Genomic DNA, 19,346 nt, shown 5'->3' on the forward strand with positions numbered 1-19,346 from the left:
TATGAAACTGCCAAATGCTGATCAAGCGATTATACCAACGGAAAAACTGCAGAATTATCTCCTTTCGCCGAATCATCCCGTTGGAAAATTTAAAGCTGCATTTTTCCGAGCCATTGGCTATACTAATGATAATTGGCAGCAATTAGAATCCGAAATCCGTGCTTTGCTCACCCTGGATGCTTATGCTAGCAAATCAACAGATTACGGGCAAAAATACGAGATAAGGGGATATATTTCCAGTCCATTGGGTGGCAAAGTCAATATCGTAACCGTATGGATTATACGGGTGGAAGAACAGATTCCACATTTCATTACGGCATATCCGGGAGACCAAAGATGACCCTTAAACTATTAGAAACAGTGGTTTTGGAAAAAAATTTGCCGGAACAAGGGTTAAAGTGCGGAGATATCGGCGCAGTTGTGGAACTATACGAACCAGAGGGGATTGAAGTAGAGTTTGTTGCGGGTTCTGGCAGAACGCAGGCGCTTGTTACCCTTAGGTTAGCCGACGTGCGCCCTATCGGGGATACGGAAATTCTGTCCGTGCGATCATTAAGTGCAGCTTAATGGCGATTCGTTATCGCAAATTTTTTACCGCATCAATTCTGTTGTGCATGACGTCAATAAAAAGCAGCCAAAATCCTTCAGGAGCGGCTTGCTGTACTTTGATACAAAATTAATGCTTTGGGGGGTTATTCTAATAGATGAGAAACAGGTATTCCGCAAAACCGATGAAACCGGCATGTATGTCGAAGATATTATCGGATTAAAGGATGAAGCAGCGCCGGCAGGCTGCCGGCCATTGCTGGAGACCGTGATGGAAGACGGGAAACGGAAGGAGCCTGAGGTAAGCCTTGAATCCATCAGAAGCAACGTGAGCAAAAACTTATCCAGCCTCGCGGATTCATATAAAATTTTGAGCTCAGCTCTTGATTTTCCGGTAAAAATAAGTGATCAACTATTAACAATCCAAAAGAATTTCGATGATAATTAAAGATAGGCAGTAATACCCTTTTGCTTGTAGCCCTCTCACCATCTAAGCCTTTGAATCTGCCTATAAAAACTCAACAGGAAACACTCATGCAAAAATTTTTAATTCGTCGAAAAATTTTACTATTGGCAGTTGCGGCCTTCTTTCTATTAGGTACAGCCCAACCTCTTTTTGCGGCTTTTCCCACGGACTGGTCCTATCGAAAAAGCCATGTCATCAATTCCGCCGCCGGCGCGGGGACGGATTCCGGGGAAAATGTGTATCTGGACGGCAATTGCCAGGCAGATTTCGGCGATGTCCGGTTTGTTTCCTCGGACGGTGTCACGGAACTGGATTATTGGATGGAAACCGGCAGTCTGGACCCCGGGGTCAGCGCGGTTTTCTGGGTCAAGGTGGCTGATGATCTGGGTGCGGCCAATCAAACTATTTATATTTATTATGGAAACACAACGGGAACCGTCACCACCACTTCGAATGGCGACAACACCTTTATTTTTTTCGATGACTTTGACGGGGATCTGTCGACGAAATGGACGGTTGAAAAAACCCTGGATGGCGGGTTTATCGCCATTCAACCCGGCGATTTTCTGCGATGCGGCGGCGGCCAGACAGGCGGGACATTTGGGCATACCTCTCTGGGATCATCGCCGGCCTACGACAATTTCACAGACGGCGCCATCGAAGTCCGGCTGAAACAATCCGTCAATGCATTGGGAGAAATTGCCTATCGCGGAAACTACGTTCCGAATGCCGGCACCGGCTATAAAGGTCGATTTGACTGCCGGACCGGCAATGAAACACCCCATATGCGACCACCGTATTATAATTGGGCAGGATTCGGGACTGCCGTCACCCGGTTCGGTAGCGGCACGAACACCTGGTACCGGGGGAGCGTGACGGTCACCTCTTCCGGCGGCTCTTACACCCACCGCATATTTAAAAACGACGCTCTGATGAGCACCACCACCGATACAACCTATGCCGGAGATGGTGAAATCGCCCTTCAAAACCATTATGGGTCTTTTTCGGATTACGACTGGGTAGCGGTGCGGAATTTCGTGTATCCGGAGCCGGCCCATGACGCCTGGGGGGCGGAATCTTCTCTCCAGGCGGATGTTTCGGCCACCAAAAGCGTGGCGTTGAGCAAGGATGCGGATGGAAACGGGGTCATCACCCCCGGAGACACCATGCAATACAATGTTAAAATTTACAACACCGGCAATGTGGTCGCACTGGGGACGGAGCTTACCGATAACCTCCCGGCCGAAACCACCTATACAGGTTCATGGACCGCCACAAACGGCACGGTGACTCACAACGCCGGGCAGATTTCATGGACCGGTTCTGTCACCGCGGATCCAACAGGCGTTATAAAGACCGAGATCACCTTTGATGTGACTGTCAACAGTGGAACATCTATATCGACCGTGGTTTCCAACCAGGGAACCGTGTCCTATGATTCCGACAATGACGGAACAAACGGCCCCGCTGCCGATATTCTCACGGATGGCGATCCCTATACGGCAGGCATCCAGACCACAGACTTCACCGTTGGCGGTTCAGCCCAGGCCACCGGCACCAAGACCGCCGCATTGGCCGTGGATGCGGATGGAAACGGGGTCATCACCCCCGGAGACACCCTGGAATATACCATCGTGATTACGAATATGACCGGGTTTGTTCCTATTGCCGCAATAGAGATTACGGACGTGATCCCGCCCAACACAACCTATGACGACACGTTTACTCCCACTGTCACAGACTATGAGGTAACGCCTGGTGTTCCTAACCCCCTAAACACAGACCACACCATTGAAATTTTTCCGCCTTTGCCAACAGGTCGTTATCCAGAGGAACTGGTCATCAAAGGCATTGATATCGGCCCGGTAGCTGATTCCCCGGACAATATTGTCGAAATTAAATTCAGGGTCATATTGGACGACCCAATGGCCGCTGGCGTGACCCAGATCAGCAACCAGGCCGTCGGGTTCTACGACAGCGATTCCGATGGAACCAATGATACCTATCAGGGGACGGATGGCGATCCGGGAACTTTAGGAAATCAGCCCACCGTCAGCGACATTTATATCGGCACAATTTCCGGAACCGTGTTTGATGATAATGGCACCGGCACTGGTGGCATTGACGGAGATGGCAACCAGAACGGCGCCGAGCCGGGGATATCCGATGTGACAGTGACTCTGTATGATTATTTGATTGATTCGTTTTATTTTTATGGAGACACCATAACCGATTCTGACGGGAACTTTATTTTTACGGAACTTGCACCCGGAGATTACGACGTGAGGGAAACCGATCCTGATTATTATGTGTCAACGACGCCCAACGATGTATCTGTCACATTAGAGGACTCACCTTCGACCGGCGACAGCGAGGTCGTTAATTACGGGGATCAGGTTAACGGAAATGCCGACCTGGAAGTCGTCAAACACTGCACAACCGTCACCCCGGACGGGACCAACCAGCTGGTTTTTGTGATCACGGTGACCAATGACGGACCCGATCCGGCAACCAACGTGGCGTTGACTGATGATCTTACATCCTTGATCAGCGCAGGGCTCAGCAATATCGAATATACCTTGGATGGCGGGGCACGCAACTCATGGACAAGCCCCCTGACATTAGGCGATATGGCGACATATCCGGACCCGTCCTATTCCCATACCGTCCGTATTTATGCGGATGTATCAGAGACATTTTCACCTACGGAAAACACGGCCACCGTGGTTTCTGATATTTTTGATCCCGCAACCGGGGACAACACATCTTCCTGCACAAACCAGCCTTGCCCGGGGGCACGGAGGGCAATGCAGTTTAACCCGGCGACCAATGCCAGCGTTACGGTCGCTTCCGCGCCTTCCCTTCAATTGACCACATCGGGTACGGTCGAAGCCTGGATAAATGTCGACGAATTCCAGGCCAATTCAGAATTAATCAGTAAGGGGAACACGGCTGAAACCTTTAATATCGGACTTTGCGGCGGCGATTCCGGAGATAAATTTTCCGGAGGCACCGCACAAAATATCGGCTTTGCCCTCTATGACACCGGCGACAACCAGCATCTATTTATTGCGGATGACACCCTTGCTGCCAGGCAATGGTATCACATTGCCTGCGTGTGGGATCTAAACGCGTCTCCACAGGTCTTGATTTATATCAACGGCATTGAAGCCGCCATCACCACCAGCTCCACAGGCGTTTCTGATGTCCAGGCCACCACCGAAGATCTGGTCATCGGTTTCAACCAGCTGACAGGCGGAAGCTTTACCGGCACCATGGACGAGGTTCGGATCTGGGATGAGGCCAGAACCCAGGCCCGGATAAGGGACACCATGTGCCATAAAATCACGGACGCGGAATCCGACTACCTCGATCTTGTGGGCAACTGGCGGTTTGACGAACAGTGCGGTGTTGTCTGCAACGACGCTTCCGCGTATGGGAATATCGGCATCACCAATGCCGAGCGGGTCTGCTCTGAAGCGCCCATTGGCGATGACAGCGCTTATGATTATAATGGAAGCGGTGCCGGCGGAAGCTTTCAGGTATTGAATTTTGCTTCAAACTTAGCAGACAATATAACGGTGACCGAAGACGGCGGTGACTGGGATCCGTCACTGGATTCCTGCCTCCATGCCTACCGGGTGGATATCCCCCCGGAAAGTGTGGGCCAACCGTTATTCTGGAAAAGCCTGGGATTGGCTCCCCATTACTGGGGCGTTTTCAAATCCGGCGGTACTGATCCGACCTATAAAGTGGTTTACACTTATACCGGCTATCCATACACCAATGAAGAAACCTTTAATCTGGCATTTCGCAACCACAACTGTGAATCCTGGAAAAGCGCCAATGCGGATCAGGATAAAGTTAACGACCTTCTGACCCGGGCCGGATTCAGCGGCACGGAATTCATCCTGGGCCAGGATGTGGATCCGAGAAATGCCATTGATTTCGACGGGACGGATGATTACATAGAGGTCAGCGACACGGTAACCAATGGCGATCTTGATCTCACCACTACCGGAACCATAGAAGCATGGGTGAATATTTCAACACATCAGGCCAACGCGGGCATTATTCATAAAGGCGATGGCACAAATGATTCCTATTCCCTCTACATGAGCGGCGCTTCCAATGATCAAGTATACTTTACTGTTGATGACGGATCAACGCCTAACACGATCAACAGTACCACCACACTAAAAGCAGGTACCTGGTATCATGTTGCCGGAACTTGGAACGATGGTGCGGACACGATGACGCTTTATATCAATGGGGTTCAGGAAACAACAGGCTCCACAGTTACTGCTCAGGAGACGGATAATAATCTTTTCATTGGGGTTAACCAGACAGGGCCGAATTATTTTAACGGCAAAATCGATGAAGTCCGTATCTGGGACGTTGCCAGAAATCAGGATGCAATTCGCGACACTATGTGCAAAAAAGTTACCAGCAGCGACACCGGATGGTCCAATCTTGTGGGCTACTGGCGATTTGACGAGGAAACCAACAGCGTCAACTGCCCGGACGCATCCGGCAATGGAAACGACGGCACGATGACGAATTTCGGCACCGACGGCAGCACTGATATTCTGGCGGCCCGGGTCTGCTCTTCCGCCCCCATTGGTGATGACAGCGCATGGGATTATTACGATGGCGGACCGGGGACGGTTTCCACCCAACTGGCCCATCTAGATGGCGATTATATATTCGCCACAGAAAACAGCGGGCCTTGGACGGAGGATTTCTCGGGTCTCCAAATCTACCGTGTCGACGAAGCACCGGTTTACCCGCCGGATATCGGAACGAATCCCTACCCCAGCGCACCAAGTGATCCTTATCCCAGGTCTCCGAATGGCCTGACCCCGCCGATAGACCCCAATAATGATTTAGATTTTGATGATAATTGGTCTTCTATTGATTATTCTCGGTACTGGGGTGTATTTGCTACTGACTGGGGAACAGCCCCTCCGAGTTATGATGTCATGTATTATTACACGGGCAATCCCAATGTTCCGGATAAAGCGGATCCGTCTGATCCTGAAGCTCCTCAGATCGGTCTGGCTGAACGGCCAGATTATTGTTTCGCAACATGGTCGGATTCCGGTGCGAATTGGGCTTTTGGTACCGGACGCCTGGAGTTGTTCAACCAGGATCAAAACACACCAAAAAAGACAAATCCGGAATATGTCCTTGGGGGTAAAAACCAACCCTTGGCCATATCTCTTATCTCCTTTACCGCCGACCCTGATGCGGACAGGGAGTGCATAGACATTGCCTGGGAGACCGCCACCGAGGTTGAAACCATCGGGTATTATCTGTGGCGCAGCACGAGCCGGGACGGGGAATATGAAAGAATCGAGGACAGCTTTGTCAGCGCAAAATCCATCGATTCAACCCAGGGGGCCAAATACGCCTACCGGGACTGTGATATCTATCTGGGTGATGATATGAATTATTTCTATAAACTCGAAGAAGTGGATATGGACAACACCCGAGACAATCCGTTTTACGGCCCCATCGGCCCGGTTTCCGAACACGGCAGTGCTGATCAGGTGACAAGTGCCAGGAATCGCAGCAATAGTTCAGGCAGCAGCTCAACCTGCTTTATTTCCATACTGAAATAAACTTTAATCACCATGTCATTAACCTTAGCCTTCCGTCACTGTCATTTCGAGGAACGACAGTGACGAGAAATCTTAAAAATTAAAAGATTCCTCGCTGTCGCTCGGAATGACAGCAGCGAAGGCTTTGCAAGCTATAAATTTAGCGAAACCCCACTGAGATATGGTCACCGTTAACAGTAAATCCCGCCAGGAGGCAAAAATTCGAAAAGCCATATATTTTACCCTGATTTTCTTTCTCGTGCTGCCGTTAATCACCTATGCCGCAGAAACGGACCCCCGCCCTAACAAGACCGGCCTAAAAATTGAAATTAAAAAAAGCGGATTCTACCGGATTACCGGCCAGGATTTGGCGGATGCCGGGGTTGATCCGGCAAACATCGACCCGCAAACCCTGCGCCTGTTTCATCTGGATACGGAAGCGGCCGTCCGGGTGGCGGCATCCGGCGGCAGTTCACTTCAACCTTCTGATGTGATTGAGTTTTATGCCGGGGGCCTTGATAATCAGTTTACCGGCACGGATGTTTATTGGCTTTATTGGAACGGATCGGAAGGTAAACGAATTTCTTCGGTGAACGGGACCATTACGGGCACAGATAAGTCCCTCACGAAATTCAATGAACTTTTAACCTTTGAAGAAAACCGTGAGATCTGGACGGATACCCCGGGCGCGCCGGAGGCTGACTACTGGTTCTGGGAGAAGCTCACCGGTCGGCAAACGGCTGATTATGAAATTTTTGCCCCGACCCCGGCCGGAAACGCGGCCGGTGCAAAATTACGGATTTTCTTACAAGGAAAGGCCAAAACCGCGGACTCGCCGGTGCATGAAACCACCATTTCCTTGAACGGGCAAACCCTTGGCACGGATACCTGGACCGGCAACACCGCTTATACCCAAGTCGCTGAAATTCCCGACGGCCTGCTTTCGCCCGGCCGCAATACGGTAACCCTTGAATCAAGCGGAAACACCATTGACGTGATCTATGTCAACCGGATTGAAATCACCTACCCCAGGCGGCTGCAGGCCTCTGGCAGCAGCTTGACCTTTCAGATGGATACAGACACCGAAGAGCCGGTCAAACTATCCGGATTCAACCAGGAGAATATCCGGATTTTTGATATCACGCGGCCTGATGGTCCCCGGCGGGTGGCCGATATTTCGGTGACGGCGGACGGCAGCCGGTACAGCGCTGCATTTACCCATCCATCCGGCGGCAAAACCTACATTGCACTGACGCCGGCGGCATTAAAAACCCCGCACCAAATCACCCGCCGCCCCAAAACCGACCTGAAAAACGCTTCAAACGGGGCGGATTACATTATTATTACCTCGGCCGAGCTGGCACCGGGGCTTTCCAAGCTGGCGGAGCTCCGGCGGCGGCAGGGCTTTCGGGTGGAAACCGTGTCAATTGAAGATATTTACAATACCTTCAGCTTCGGCCGCTTCGATCCGGCGGCGATCCGGGACTTTCTGGATTATGCGTATCACAACTGGCAGAAGCCGGCCCCGCAGTTCGTCCTTTTGGCAGGGGATGCCAATATTGATTACCGCGATTATATCGGCACCGGCAAAAAAAATATTGTGCCGGTGCATTTGAGCGCCACCCCGGAGCTGGGGCTGACCCCGTCGGATAACTGGTATGCCGCGGTGGACGGCGATGACCCGATTCCGGATCTGTATATCGGCCGGATTCCCGGCAATACGGTTGAAACGCTGCGAAATATTGCCGACAAAACCGTCCGGTATGAAACCGGCGATTTTTCCCCCAGACAGGCGCTTTTTGTGGCAGATGATGACGAGCGGATATTCGAGACCCTCAATGAGGATCTGATCGGCTATCTGCCCGGTGGCTTTAGCGAAAACCGGGTTTACACCCGGCGCTACGAGGACGTCAGGCAAGCCACTTCCGATATTCTGGAAAAGATCGATACCGGCATGCTGCTTACCAACTTTATGGGCCACGGGGATGTGACCCGCTGGGGGGCGGAACCTGTCGGCGGGGGCGGGGAGTCCATCCTGGACCCCGGCGATTTAAACCAGCTCTCCAATCTCAACCGCCCCACATTTGTCACCGCGCTTAACTGCTTAAACGGCTATTTTGGCCAGTCCTTTAATTACAGCCTGGCCGAAGAATTTGTCATGGCCAAAGACGCCGGGGCTGTGGCCTGCTATGCGCCGAGCGGGCTCTCCCTTCAGTGGGAGCATGAAAATTTCGGGAGAAACCTCTTTTCCCGCATATTTACCGAAAAGACCAACATTATCGGTGCGGCCGCAACAGAAGCCAAGATCGATACCTTTTTCCAGGGCGGGACGGAAAAGATCCTCACGGTTTTTAACCTGATCGGCGACCCGGCCACCCGCCTGGCGATCTTCCGGGATCCGGGGGAAAAGGTCGCGGCCTATACCATTAAGGCTGATGCCGGCATCGGCGGCAGTATCTCACCCTCAGGCGAGGTGCCGGTGTTTGAAAATGCGGATGAAACGTTTACCATAGAGGCCGAAGAGGGCTATGAAGTGGCGGAAGTCATCGTGGACGGGGCTTCTCAGGGGGCAATCACCGAATACACATTCAGCGACGTAACCAATGACCATGAGATCCGGGTCGAATTCCAGGCGGCCGGGTCTTCGGATGGCGGGGGTGGCGGCGGCGGGTGTTTTATTGGATCGGTTTCAGGTGTTAGGTTTTAGGTGTTAGGTGTTAGGTGTTAGGCATTTGGCGGATGCGCTGGCGCTTATCCGCCCTACTATGCTATTTAAAAACCGTCCATTCTGTCATTTTGAGCCCGCCAGGGCGAATTTTTGTTAGATTAAGAGCAAGATTAAGATGGTATGGACCCGTCAACATTTTCCAATCCAAAAGACAAGGGGGGGAGAAAACATGGCAGACATCATCAAGGGCTTTCCATCAACCTCGCAGAACGATTATCAGTTAAACGTCATCAACATCCTGCGCCAGGCGGTTAAATCCTACGCCAGGCAGGAAATCGTGGCCCAGACCCACTCCGGCATTATCCGCACCACCTATGAGGAGACCTATGAACGGGTGAAACGGCTGGGTAACGCCCTCAAAGGTTTGGGCGCAGGGGTGGGCGACCGCATCGGGGTGCTGGACTGGAACTCCCATCGCCACTTTGAAGCCTATTACGGCGTGCCCGGCATCGGCGCGGTGGTGCTTCTCTTGAACCTCCGGCTGCCGCCCAATGATCTGAGCTATATCATAAACCACGCGGAAACGAGTTTTATCCTGGTGGATGAAACCCTGATCCCGATTGCCGAGGCGGTGGCGGATTCATGCCCCACGGTCAAAGGCTACATCATCCTTACAGACAAAGATTTGTCCGACATTCAAACCAAGCTTTCGCCGGTCTACAGCTACGAGGAACTGCTGAAGGATGCGGATACGGACATCAAATGGCCGGTTATGGATGAAACATCCGCCTCAGGCGCCTGTTACACCACGGGCACCACGGGCAAGCCCAAGGGCGTCTATTATTCCCACCGGGATACCTATCTGCATGCCGCGGGCATTTCGGTGAATGCGGCGGTCTCCTTTCACGACTGCTATTACCAGCTGGTGCCCATGTTTCATGCCATGGGCTGGGGCACCCCCTACGGCATTCCCTTGGTCGGCGCCAAGCTCGTGCTCCCCGGTATGTATAATGTGGCGGATCTGGGGAGCCTGGCCAAGCTTTTGGTGGATGAGAAGGTGACGGTTACGGCCGGCGCGCCCGCGCTTTTCATGCCCATGCTCGAATACATCAAAAAGCTCGACCAAAAACCCGATATGACCGGCGCCCGGATGCTCTGCGGCGCCTCCGAGCCGCCGCTATCCATGATGAAGGGCTATCATGACCTCACCGGTGCGGAGATCGTCCATGCCTACGGCGCCACCGAGACCTCGCCCCTGGTCACCCTGAACCGGATCAAGCCCTGGCTCCTGGATGAAATATCCGATGAAGAAAAATGGGATCTCATGCGAAAACAGGGCTATCCGGTGGTGGGCGTTGATCTTAAAATCGTTAATGAAAAGGATGAGGCCCTGCCCCATGACGGCAAATCCGTGGGCGAAGTCCTGATCCGGGGGCCCTGGATTACGGCCAGTTATTACAATGCCCCGGAAACCGCGGACCAGTTCACCGAAGACGGGTACTGGCGAAGCGGAGATGCGGGCACCATTGATCCGGAGGGGTATTTGAAGATTACCGACCGGGTAAAGGACGTGATCAAAAGCGGGGGCGAATGGATCTCCTCGGTGGACATGGAAAACGAGATCATCGCCCATGAAGCGGTGCTTGAATCGTTGGTCACGGGCCTTCCGCACCCCCAATGGGAGGAGCGGCCGATCGCCCTGGTCGTCCTTCATGAGGGGTTTGCCGATAAAATCACCGAAGATGACATCAAAACGCATCTGTTGAATAAATTCGCCAAATGGCAGCTGCCGGACCGGGTGTTGTTTGTGGATGAAATCCCCAAAACGAGCGTGGGCAAGCTGAATAAAAAGGAAGTGCGCGAGCAGTATAAGGAATTTTATGTAAAGTAAAAAGGGTTGCATCGTTTGGATCGCCTGGGCTAAAAGACACGGTAAATTTTTCTGTCTATTTTTCAGGCGGGCACGGTGGCCCGCCCTACGCGAGAATGCCGACATTTTGTAGGGTCGGCCACCGTGCCGACCTTACTTGCTTGCTTGAATTCCGGTTGAATCGGATTTATTTTTAACTTTCCGATTTTATATCCTGATCCAATTGATTGATCAGGAAATCAGCTAAAAAGAGGGATCGGTTTTTATACGGTCCGCAAAGGAGATACCCATATGCACTATGAAGGATTTATTATCCGGCCGCCCAGCGAGGCCAACAGTATTCTCTTGCAGGTCACCGTGGGCTGCTCGCATAATAAATGCACATTCTGCGGCACTTACAAGGACAAACGGTTTAAGATCAAATCCGACGATGTCATCTTGGAGGACATCGCCTATGCCGCCAAGCACTGCAAAAACCAGGACCGCCTGTTTATCTGCGACGGCGACGCCCTGATCGTGCCGCAGAAGCGGCTGCTCAAAATTTTAAAGGAAATCGAGACCCAGCTGCCCTGGGTCAAGCGCGTGGGTACCTATGCCAACACCAAGGGCATAAAGATGAAAACCGATGAAGAGCTCCGGGAGCTTAAGGCGCACGGCTTAAAAATCGCCTATTTGGGGCTTGAGTCCGGCGATGATGTGACGCTTAAAAATATCCGCAAAGGCGCCTCCGCCCAGACCATGATCGATATGGGCAGAAAAATCCGGGCAGCAGGAATACAGCTCTCCATCACCGTACTTCTGGGCCTTGCCGGCCGGGATCACTCCCAGGTACATGCGAAAGAAACCGGCAAGGTGCTGTCTGCCATAGATCCGGAATTCGTGGGCGCATTGAGCCTCATGCTGATTCCCGGCACGCCGCTTCATGATGATTATGAAGCCGGCCGGTTTGAACTGCCCGATGCCGCGGAAATGCTGGCCGAGCTTCGAACCATGTTTGCGCATACAGACCTCTCGGACGGCCTGTTCCATGCCAACCATGCATCCAACTACCTGCCCATCCGGGCCAAACTGCCCGAGGATAAAGAGAAAACCATCCAGTTGATCGATTCCGCGCTTGACGGCAAGGTATCCCTGAAACCCGAATTTTTAAGAGCGTTATAACACCATACAAAGGAGCCTGACCGATGAAGGAATGTCCGACCGGCACCCAAACCGACATGGACACACTGTGCATCAACACCCTGCGCACGCTTTCCATTGATGCCATTGAAAAAGCAAAATCCGGCCATCCGGGCGCGCCAATGGGCATGGCGCCGGCCGCCTATGTCCTCTGGAAAAACCACCTGCGCCATAATCCCGAAAATCCGGACTGGTATGATCGGGATCGGTTTATCCTGTCTGCCGGCCATGCCTCCATGCTGTTATACAGCCTTCTTTATTTATTCGGCTATGATTTGAGCCTTGATGACATCAGGGAGTTCAGGCAGTGGAAAAGCATTACCCCCGGACATCCGGAATACCGGATCACACCGGGCGTTGAAACCACCACCGGTCCGCTGGGGCAGGGGCTTGCCAATGCCGTGGGCATGGCCATGGCCGAACGGCACCTGGAAAGCCTGTTCAACCGGCCGGGAAATGAAATTGTGGATCATTACACCTATGTCATGTGCGGAGACGGGGATCTCATGGAGGGCATCTCTTCCGAGGCCGGCTCCCTGGCCGGGCATATGGGGCTTGGCAAACTGATCTGTCTGTATGACGACAACGGGATTTCCATTGAAGGGGATACGGACATCACCTTTTCCGAGGACTTGGCCGCCCGGTTTAAGGCGTTTAACTGGCACGTGATCCCGGTTTCAGACGGAAATGATATGGACGCCATTGATGCGGCCATTGCCGAGGCCAAAAAGGAGACCGGCAAGCCGTCGATGATCATTCTAAGGACCTATATCGCTTACGGCAGCCCGAACAAGCAGGGCTCCGCGGATTCCCACGGCGCGCCATTAGGTGCGGACGAGGTCATGCTTACCAAGCAGTGCCTGGGATGTGCGGCGGATCAATCCTTCTGTGTGCCGGAGCCGGTCCTCACCGAATGCCGAAAGGCGGGGGAGGCCGGAAAAGCGCTGGAAACCCAATGGAATGATCGGTTCAATGCCTACAAACAGAATTTTCCGGAACTTGCCAAAAACTTTCTGGATATGCAGGACCGGGGCCTGGTTGAAAACTGGGATGCGGATATACCGGTTTTCTCGCCGGATGACGGCAATGTTGCCACGCGCAAGGCCTCCGGGGCTATCATCAATGCCATTTCCGAAAAGGTTCCGGGGCTGATCGGCGGCTCCGCCGACCTGGGCCCGTCTAATAAAACAATGATTGAGGGCTCCCCGGATTTTCAAAAAAATACGCCCACGGGCCGGAATATCCGGTTCGGGGTGCGCGAGCACGCCATGGGCGCGATTTTAAACGGCATGATCCTGCACCACGGCCTTCGCCCCTATGGGGGCACATTTTTGGTATTTGCCGACTACATGCGCCCGGCCATTCGCCTGGCGGCGCTGATGAAGCAGCCGGTGATCTATATATTCACCCATGACAGCATCTCCGTGGGCGAGGACGGCCCCACCCATCAGCCGGTGGAGCACCTGGCCTCGCTGCGGGCGATCCCGAATCTGACGGTGATCCGGCCGGCGGATGCCAATGAAACCGCAGCCGCCTGGCGATGCGCCATTATGAGCGATGATGCGCCGGTGGCGCTAATTCTCAGCCGGCAGAAACTGCCGATTATCGACCGGAATACGTATGCCCCGGCGGACGAGCTCAAAAACGGCGCCTACATTCTGGCGGATACCGAGAACACCCCGGATCTCATCCTGATCGGCACCGGCTCCGAGGTTTATCTCTGCATGGAAGCCAAGACGGAACTGGCAAAGCAAAACATTGCCGCACGTGTGGTGAGCATGCCGAGCTGGGAGCTTTTTGACCGGATGCCAAAGCAATATCAGGACCAGGTGCTGCCGCCGGAAGTGACCTCCCGCATTGCGGTGGAAGCGGGCATTCCCATGGGATGGGAGCGCTACATCGGCATGAACGGTAAAATGATCGGCATGCACCGGTTTGGCGCATCCGCGCCGGGGCCGGTGATGATGGAAAAGTTCGGGTTTACGACCGAAAATATTGTGGAAACCGCCCTTGGGCTTTTGAAAAAGTAAGTGACAAGGTTTATAGGATTTAAGATGTAGGGTTCAGTGTTCAGGTGTCAGTATAGGTTCCAAGCGGCAGTCCGCTGGGGTACCTCCAACCCACTCAACAATATATCATGTTATTCCGGAGCGTTCTGCTGTTGTCATTCCGAGGAACGATAGTGACGAGGAATCTTATTTATGCTTATTTATAAAAGATTTCTCGCTCTCGCTCGAAATGACAGTATGGACTGACTTTGACCGCCTTTTTTGAGTTACTTTCTGCAAGAAATGGCGTAGTGACGACAAAAATCACTTTTCAGGAAGCGATCAATCTTTTAAGCCGGGACAATTCCTGCCAGTCAAAGGCCGGCTGGCAGGGGAAAATTGCGTTGTTGGTATATATGGGGTCAGCCGCCAGATCATAGCGGGCCGCCTTCACGGCTGCCGGCCACATGGCGGTCTTGGGGATCGGGCTGTAATAGGCGAGAATCGGAGTGATCCCGGTCTGCCTGACCATGCGGATGGCCTCTGCCACAGCCGTCAATTCCTGCTCTGGCAATCCGACAAGCAAATAGGCGCCCACCTGACTGGCATTAAACCCGGCTTCCGTCAAATAGGCAGCCGCCTGAAGAAACTCCTCTTTTTTGACCTTGTGATCCATGCGGCGCTCGTTAAAATCCAGGGTTTCAAGGCCCAGCCGAAGCGTTGCAAACCCGGCCGAAGCCATTAATTGTGCCGTTTCTCTGGTAATTTCCCGAATATGCACCGCATTGGGCGTGTGAAATCTGATATCCAATCCGGCGCTGATGATCTGCTCAAACAAAGGCCTGGCGTGCTTTTCCGAATTCACCAGCAGCGCGTCATCATAGAACACGAAATTTTTCACCCCGCATTTATCATGCCAGTACCGGATCTCTTCGACGACATGGGCCGGTGTCCGGACCATCCGCCGGGGCTGCAAGATTTTTGAGGCGCAGTAATCGCAGGCATAGGGGCATCCCAGGCTTGTCAAAAGCGGGATATAGCCGATTCTGTGCTGAAGATCGAACGCAGGCCAGGGATAGGTATCCGGATCATGCGGGTCAAAATTCTGTGAGACCGCAGCACCGCCGGTATAGGTTTGAACGATATCCAGGATCTGATCCGCTTTTCCCCCCTCAAAAACCGCATCCGCGCCGGTGGCCTGACTGGCATGATCCGGGCACAGGGTGGCATATATGCCGCCCAAAAGAATCGGCACATCCGGAAAAACCGAGCGGACATAGGCGATGGTTTCCGCCACGCCGGTATACCAGTAGGTCATAAGACTCGTCACAAGGATCAGATCCGGTCTTGCGGTTTGCGCCAGATCCTCGCGAAACCATTCCGGCCGAATGCCGTATCTGGAGAAATACCGGGGCACATCTGATAAGCCGGCGGGCTTTGCAATCCGTTCCTTGCGATAGGGGCCGCGGCCGTTTCTGGCAGCCGGGTCGGCCGGCTTTTCCCGCGGGTGAAACCGGTCCAGGCAGTCCAGGTAGGAGACCCGGAATCCATGGGCTCTCAGGATTCCGGCCAGCTGAAGCAGGCCAAAGGGCTTGGCCCACACGTCATAGGCGGCAAAATCATGAATCCAGGGGTTTATGAGCAGAATATGGGGGGCCAAGAACAATCCGCTTCTTTCGAGGGGCTCAATAATATATATAGCAATGCCAAAATGTTACGCCGCTGTCATTCTGAGGAGCGCCAGCGACGAGGAATCTTGATTGTTCAAGATTTCTCGCTCTCGCTCGAAATGACAGTATGGACGGATTTTAAATGCTTTTTTGAGTTAATTCCTACAAAAATAAATACTACTACAGCAGTGGCACAAACCGCTTTTTGCTTTGCCATCAGGAAAGGTCGTCGAATTCATTGTCAAAGTACTGCATAGAGGTCTTTTTGAGCTCCCGGCGGCTAAACAGCATGGTATATTCAGAAATACCGGTATCCTCGGATATTTTTCGGGCGATCTCCCGGCATCCGGCCTCATCCCGGGCGTGGACCATGGTGTACAGGTTATACGGCCAGTCCGGTGCCGGATCACGGCGGTAGCAATGCGTGACCGCATCATAGCCGGCAATCTGCTCGCCCACCGCATCAATTAAGGACTCATCCACCTGCCAGGCCACCATGGCATTGGCATTGTATCCGGATTTCTGGTGGCGCAGCGTTGCCCCGAAGCGCCGGATCACCCCCCGGTGATAGAGGTCTTTCACTACCGACAGCACGGTTTCTTCATCAACACCGATCATTTCGGCAATTTCCAGATAGGGCCGCGGGGATACCGGGATATCGCCCTGCAGGGCGGCGATTACTTTTTTTTCCAGATCGTTGGGCATTTGTATAAGGTTTAAGGTTTAGGGTTTAGGGTGTGTGGTATACCTCTATGCAAATAACTAGTTTATCAAATGAATGGTGTTATTTCCAGGGCAAAAGAAAGCGGTTACCGGTCCGGGAAATTTGTTCTATCTATTTTTCAGGCGGGCACAGTGGCCCGCCCTACGCGACAATGCCGACATTTTGTAGGGTCGGCCACCGTGCCGACCTTACATGCGAACAACCCCATGGTTATGGGGTTGTTCGCCAGAACAAATTCACCGTGCGGTTACCGGTCCGGGAAGAGACGGCGGATATCTGTCTCATTTGCCTCACAGATCCCCCGCTCAGTGATAAAGGCCGTCACCAGGCGGGCCGGGGTGACATCAAAGGCATAGTTGGCGGCCGGGCTGTTCTCCGGCACCAGGAGATAATCTTTATCCCCCGTAAAACCCGGCATGTAGCGGACCTCATCCGGATCGCGCGCCTCTATCGGGATATCCGCCACGCCGTCCCGGATGGTCCAGTCAAAAGTGGAGGATGGAAGCGCCACATAAAACGGAACATCATTGTCTTTTGCGGCCAGCGCCTTTAAGTAGGTGCCGATCTTGTTGGCCACATCGCCGGTGTGCGTGGTCCGGTCGGTTCCCACAATCACCATATCTACCAACCCATGCTGCATCAAATGACCGCCCGCATTATCTGTAATTACGGTATGGGGGACCCCCTGACGGCCCAGCTCCCATGCGGTAAGCCGCGCCCCCTGATTAAGCGGCCGGGTTTCATCCACCCATACATGGACGTTTATCCCCTGGTTAAACGCTTCATAAATCGGCGCGGTGGCCGTGCCGTATTCAATGCAGGCAAGACTTCCGGCATTGCAGTGGGTCAGGATATTGACAGGTTCCCCGGATTTTTGGCGGGCGATCGGCGCAATCAGGGTCAGGCCGTGGCGGCCGATGGCCCGGGAGTTTTCCACCTCTTCTTCGGCAATGGCGGCGGCTTCGCTGCGGGCGGCATCGATTCGGGCGGAACTGTCTGAATGGGCCAGCACCTTTTTAAGCGTGCGATCCACCGCCCAGGAAAGATTCACCGCCGTGGGCCGGGCGGCCTTGATCCGCGCCGCCGCGCCACGGACGGAATCATCATCCGTTCCGGCGCTGCCCGCGTTTTTAAGGGCCACAAATACCGCGTAAGCCCCGGTCACACCGATCAGCGGGGCCCCGCGCACGACCAGCTCCCTGATGGCGTATACGGCATCATCCAAGGCGTTTAATTCCAGAATTTCCAGATGATGCGGAAGCCGACGCTGATCGATCACCCGGACGCAATCCAGTTCCTCATCCCGCCATATGGGCCGCATTGTGCATTCGTTCATATTGATACACCCCTATGATCACCCTGCCGCACAGATCCGAACGGCTGGAAATGAAATATCCTTTTTTATACCTGAATTGAGCGATTTTTAGGTTATAGCCTCATCCGGAAATCGTCAACAATCTTTCCGTGAAAAACAAAAACCCGAATCATGTTAAGTTAAGGTTTTGTCTCAGGGCTAATTTGTTCTGTATCCAAATCGAAATCGCTATCGCTATCGGGATCGGGATCGAAAAGAATATGACCCTTGGACACGAAAAACTGGACGTCTATCGCCTTTCAATAGGCTACGTTGCATGGGTTTACAAGAAGGCCGACAGCCTGAACGGAGTTCATCGGCCCGCCCGGGATCAATGGCTTCGGGCCAGCCAGTCGATACCGCTCAATATCGCCGAAGGTAATGGCAAGACCGCGGAAGCCGACCGAAGGCGTTATTTCGAAATCGCTCGTGGCTCCGCGCTTGAGTGCGCGGCGATTCAAGATGTGCTGGTTGTCGGCAAGGCGCTGGACAAGATGGAAAGCCGGAACCACAAGGATGAACTCGACCGTATGGCCGCGATGCTCAGCCGTCTCGGCGGAAGAGGATACCAAGTTCGAGAGGATCAGGAAGTCTACAGCATCGATTTCGATCCCGATAGCGATTTCGATCCCGAGGAAAACGAATCCCAACCTTAGCTTTAACAGGACCGGGGGTATGGATTTTGCGGTTAGAACAAATTAGCCGTGGGTTTTGTCTTGACAGAAAATACGATTAAACGGTTTAATTATATCCTTTTTTGATGTTAAAATTTAATAATATGGACGCATTCATGAAAATTATCAGCCAAATCGCCGCCATCATCTGTATTGCGGCCATTACCGGATTCGGCGTCAATGCCGTACGCGAAAGCGGCATCATGGTGTACTGCCAATGGGAACCCGAATCCCAGGCGGATGCGGCAACGAGCGATCCGATGCGGATTTCCCTGGAAAAAGCGGCAAGGCTTTATAAACAGGATGAGGCCGTGTTCATCGACGCCCGGCCGGAATCCGCCTACCAGTCCGGGCATATCAGAGGGGCGCGCAATCTCCCCTGGGCCCGCGCGGAAGAAATGTGTTTTGAAATTTTTCAGGACATCCCAATGGATACGCCCGTTATCACCTATTGTGACGGAGAAGCCTGTGAGCTTTCCGATTTTCTCGCTGAATTTCTAAAAGAACTGGGCTATACAAAAGCCAGATCCCTGCACAACGGGTGGTCCCGCTGGCAGGAGAAAGGCCTGCCCCAGGCATACCCCGAAGGATGAGAAAATAACTT

General features: G+C 53.1%; 13 protein-coding genes. 10 read left to right on the top strand and 3 right to left on the bottom strand.

Annotated features, from left to right (window positions below; genetic code table 11):
* Position 1: 1 nt before the first annotated feature.
* From U5L07_15780 to tkt, 8 genes are all read left to right on the top strand, one after another.
* Positions 2-340: a hypothetical protein gene (locus tag U5L07_15780; GenBank protein ID MDZ7833210.1), complete on the top strand. Its 339-nt coding sequence runs from the start codon at positions 2-4 to the stop codon at positions 338-340.
* Positions 337-567, top strand: coding sequence for a DUF4926 domain-containing protein (locus U5L07_15785; protein ID MDZ7833211.1), 231 nt, complete (start codon positions 337-339; stop codon positions 565-567). Before U5L07_15780 ends, U5L07_15785 begins: the two co-directional genes overlap by 4 nt.
* Positions 557-994, top strand: a complete 438-nt coding sequence (locus tag U5L07_15790; GenBank protein ID MDZ7833212.1) for a hypothetical protein — start codon at positions 557-559, stop codon at positions 992-994. The genes U5L07_15785 and U5L07_15790 overlap by 11 nt, the downstream gene beginning before the upstream one ends.
* 86 nt (positions 995-1,080) lie before the next feature.
* The gene (locus U5L07_15795; GenBank protein MDZ7833213.1) at positions 1,081-6,636 is read left to right on the top strand and encodes a DUF2341 domain-containing protein; all 5,556 of its coding nucleotides are present in this window, start codon (positions 1,081-1,083) and stop codon (positions 6,634-6,636) included.
* A 160-nt stretch (positions 6,637-6,796) separates the two neighbouring features.
* Entirely contained in the window at positions 6,797-9,322 is a 2,526-nt protein-coding gene (locus U5L07_15800) for a C25 family cysteine peptidase (protein ID MDZ7833214.1), read from the top strand.
* Between the two features lie 190 nt (positions 9,323-9,512).
* Positions 9,513-11,174, top strand: coding sequence for a long-chain-fatty-acid--CoA ligase (locus U5L07_15805; GenBank protein ID MDZ7833215.1), 1,662 nt, complete (start codon positions 9,513-9,515; stop codon positions 11,172-11,174).
* 270 nt (positions 11,175-11,444) lie between these two features.
* The gene (locus U5L07_15810; protein ID MDZ7833216.1) at positions 11,445-12,314 is read left to right on the top strand and encodes a radical SAM protein; all 870 of its coding nucleotides are present in this window, start codon (positions 11,445-11,447) and stop codon (positions 12,312-12,314) included.
* A gap of 23 nt (positions 12,315-12,337) precedes the next feature.
* On the top strand, positions 12,338-14,362 hold the full coding sequence (gene tkt / locus U5L07_15815) for a transketolase (GenBank protein ID MDZ7833217.1): 2,025 nt from the start codon (positions 12,338-12,340) through the stop codon (positions 14,360-14,362).
* Between the two features lie 289 nt (positions 14,363-14,651).
* On the opposite strand, the gene U5L07_15820 is transcribed toward tkt, so the two are convergent.
* The 3 genes from U5L07_15820 to mtnA form a co-directional block, all read right to left on the bottom strand.
* A complete protein-coding gene (locus U5L07_15820; protein ID MDZ7833218.1) occupies positions 14,652-15,980 on the bottom strand; it encodes a radical SAM protein in 1,329 nt (442 codons plus the stop codon).
* A 226-nt stretch (positions 15,981-16,206) separates the two neighbouring features.
* The gene (locus tag U5L07_15825) at positions 16,207-16,695 is read right to left on the bottom strand and encodes an Lrp/AsnC family transcriptional regulator (protein MDZ7833219.1); all 489 of its coding nucleotides are present in this window, start codon (positions 16,693-16,695) and stop codon (positions 16,207-16,209) included.
* A gap of 266 nt (positions 16,696-16,961) precedes the next feature.
* Positions 16,962-18,050: an S-methyl-5-thioribose-1-phosphate isomerase gene (gene mtnA, locus U5L07_15830; protein MDZ7833220.1), complete on the bottom strand. Its 1,089-nt coding sequence runs from the start codon at positions 18,048-18,050 to the stop codon at positions 16,962-16,964.
* A gap of 182 nt (positions 18,051-18,232) precedes the next feature.
* Here mtnA and U5L07_15835 point away from each other — a divergent pair, with 182 nt between their 5' ends.
* Both U5L07_15835 and U5L07_15840 read left to right on the top strand, forming a co-directional pair.
* Entirely contained in the window at positions 18,233-18,724 is a 492-nt protein-coding gene (locus tag U5L07_15835; GenBank protein MDZ7833221.1) for a four helix bundle protein, read from the top strand.
* Between the two features lie 134 nt (positions 18,725-18,858).
* A complete protein-coding gene (locus tag U5L07_15840; protein ID MDZ7833222.1) occupies positions 18,859-19,335 on the top strand; it encodes a rhodanese-like domain-containing protein in 477 nt (158 codons plus the stop codon).
* Positions 19,336-19,346 lie beyond the last annotated feature (11 nt).

It is taken from the genome of Desulfobacterales bacterium, assembly GCA_034520365.1.
GTDB lineage: Bacteria > Desulfobacterota > Desulfobacteria > Desulfobacterales > Desulfosalsimonadaceae > M55B175.

What these genes read in the sequence shown, in the direction of transcription:
- U5L07_15780 (MDZ7833210.1), top strand. Translation starts at nt 2, where the DNA reads ATGAAACTGCCAAATGCTGATCAAGCGATTATACCAACGGAAAAACTG.
- U5L07_15785 (MDZ7833211.1), top strand. Translation starts at nt 337, where the DNA reads ATGACCCTTAAACTATTAGAAACAGTGGTTTTGGAAAAAAATTTGCCG.
- U5L07_15795 (MDZ7833213.1), top strand. Translation starts at nt 1,081, where the DNA reads ATGCAAAAATTTTTAATTCGTCGAAAAATTTTACTATTGGCAGTTGCG.
- U5L07_15800 (MDZ7833214.1), top strand. Translation starts at nt 6,797, where the DNA reads ATGGTCACCGTTAACAGTAAATCCCGCCAGGAGGCAAAAATTCGAAAA.
- U5L07_15805 (MDZ7833215.1), top strand. Translation starts at nt 9,513, where the DNA reads ATGGCAGACATCATCAAGGGCTTTCCATCAACCTCGCAGAACGATTAT.
- U5L07_15810 (MDZ7833216.1), top strand. Translation starts at nt 11,445, where the DNA reads ATGCACTATGAAGGATTTATTATCCGGCCGCCCAGCGAGGCCAACAGT.
- tkt (MDZ7833217.1), top strand. Translation starts at nt 12,338, where the DNA reads ATGAAGGAATGTCCGACCGGCACCCAAACCGACATGGACACACTGTGC.
- U5L07_15825 (MDZ7833219.1), bottom strand. Translation starts at nt 16,695, where the DNA reads ATGCCCAACGATCTGGAAAAAAAAGTAATCGCCGCCCTGCAGGGCGAT.
- mtnA (MDZ7833220.1), bottom strand. Translation starts at nt 18,050, where the DNA reads ATGAACGAATGCACAATGCGGCCCATATGGCGGGATGAGGAACTGGAT.
- U5L07_15840 (MDZ7833222.1), top strand. Translation starts at nt 18,859, where the DNA reads ATGAAAATTATCAGCCAAATCGCCGCCATCATCTGTATTGCGGCCATT.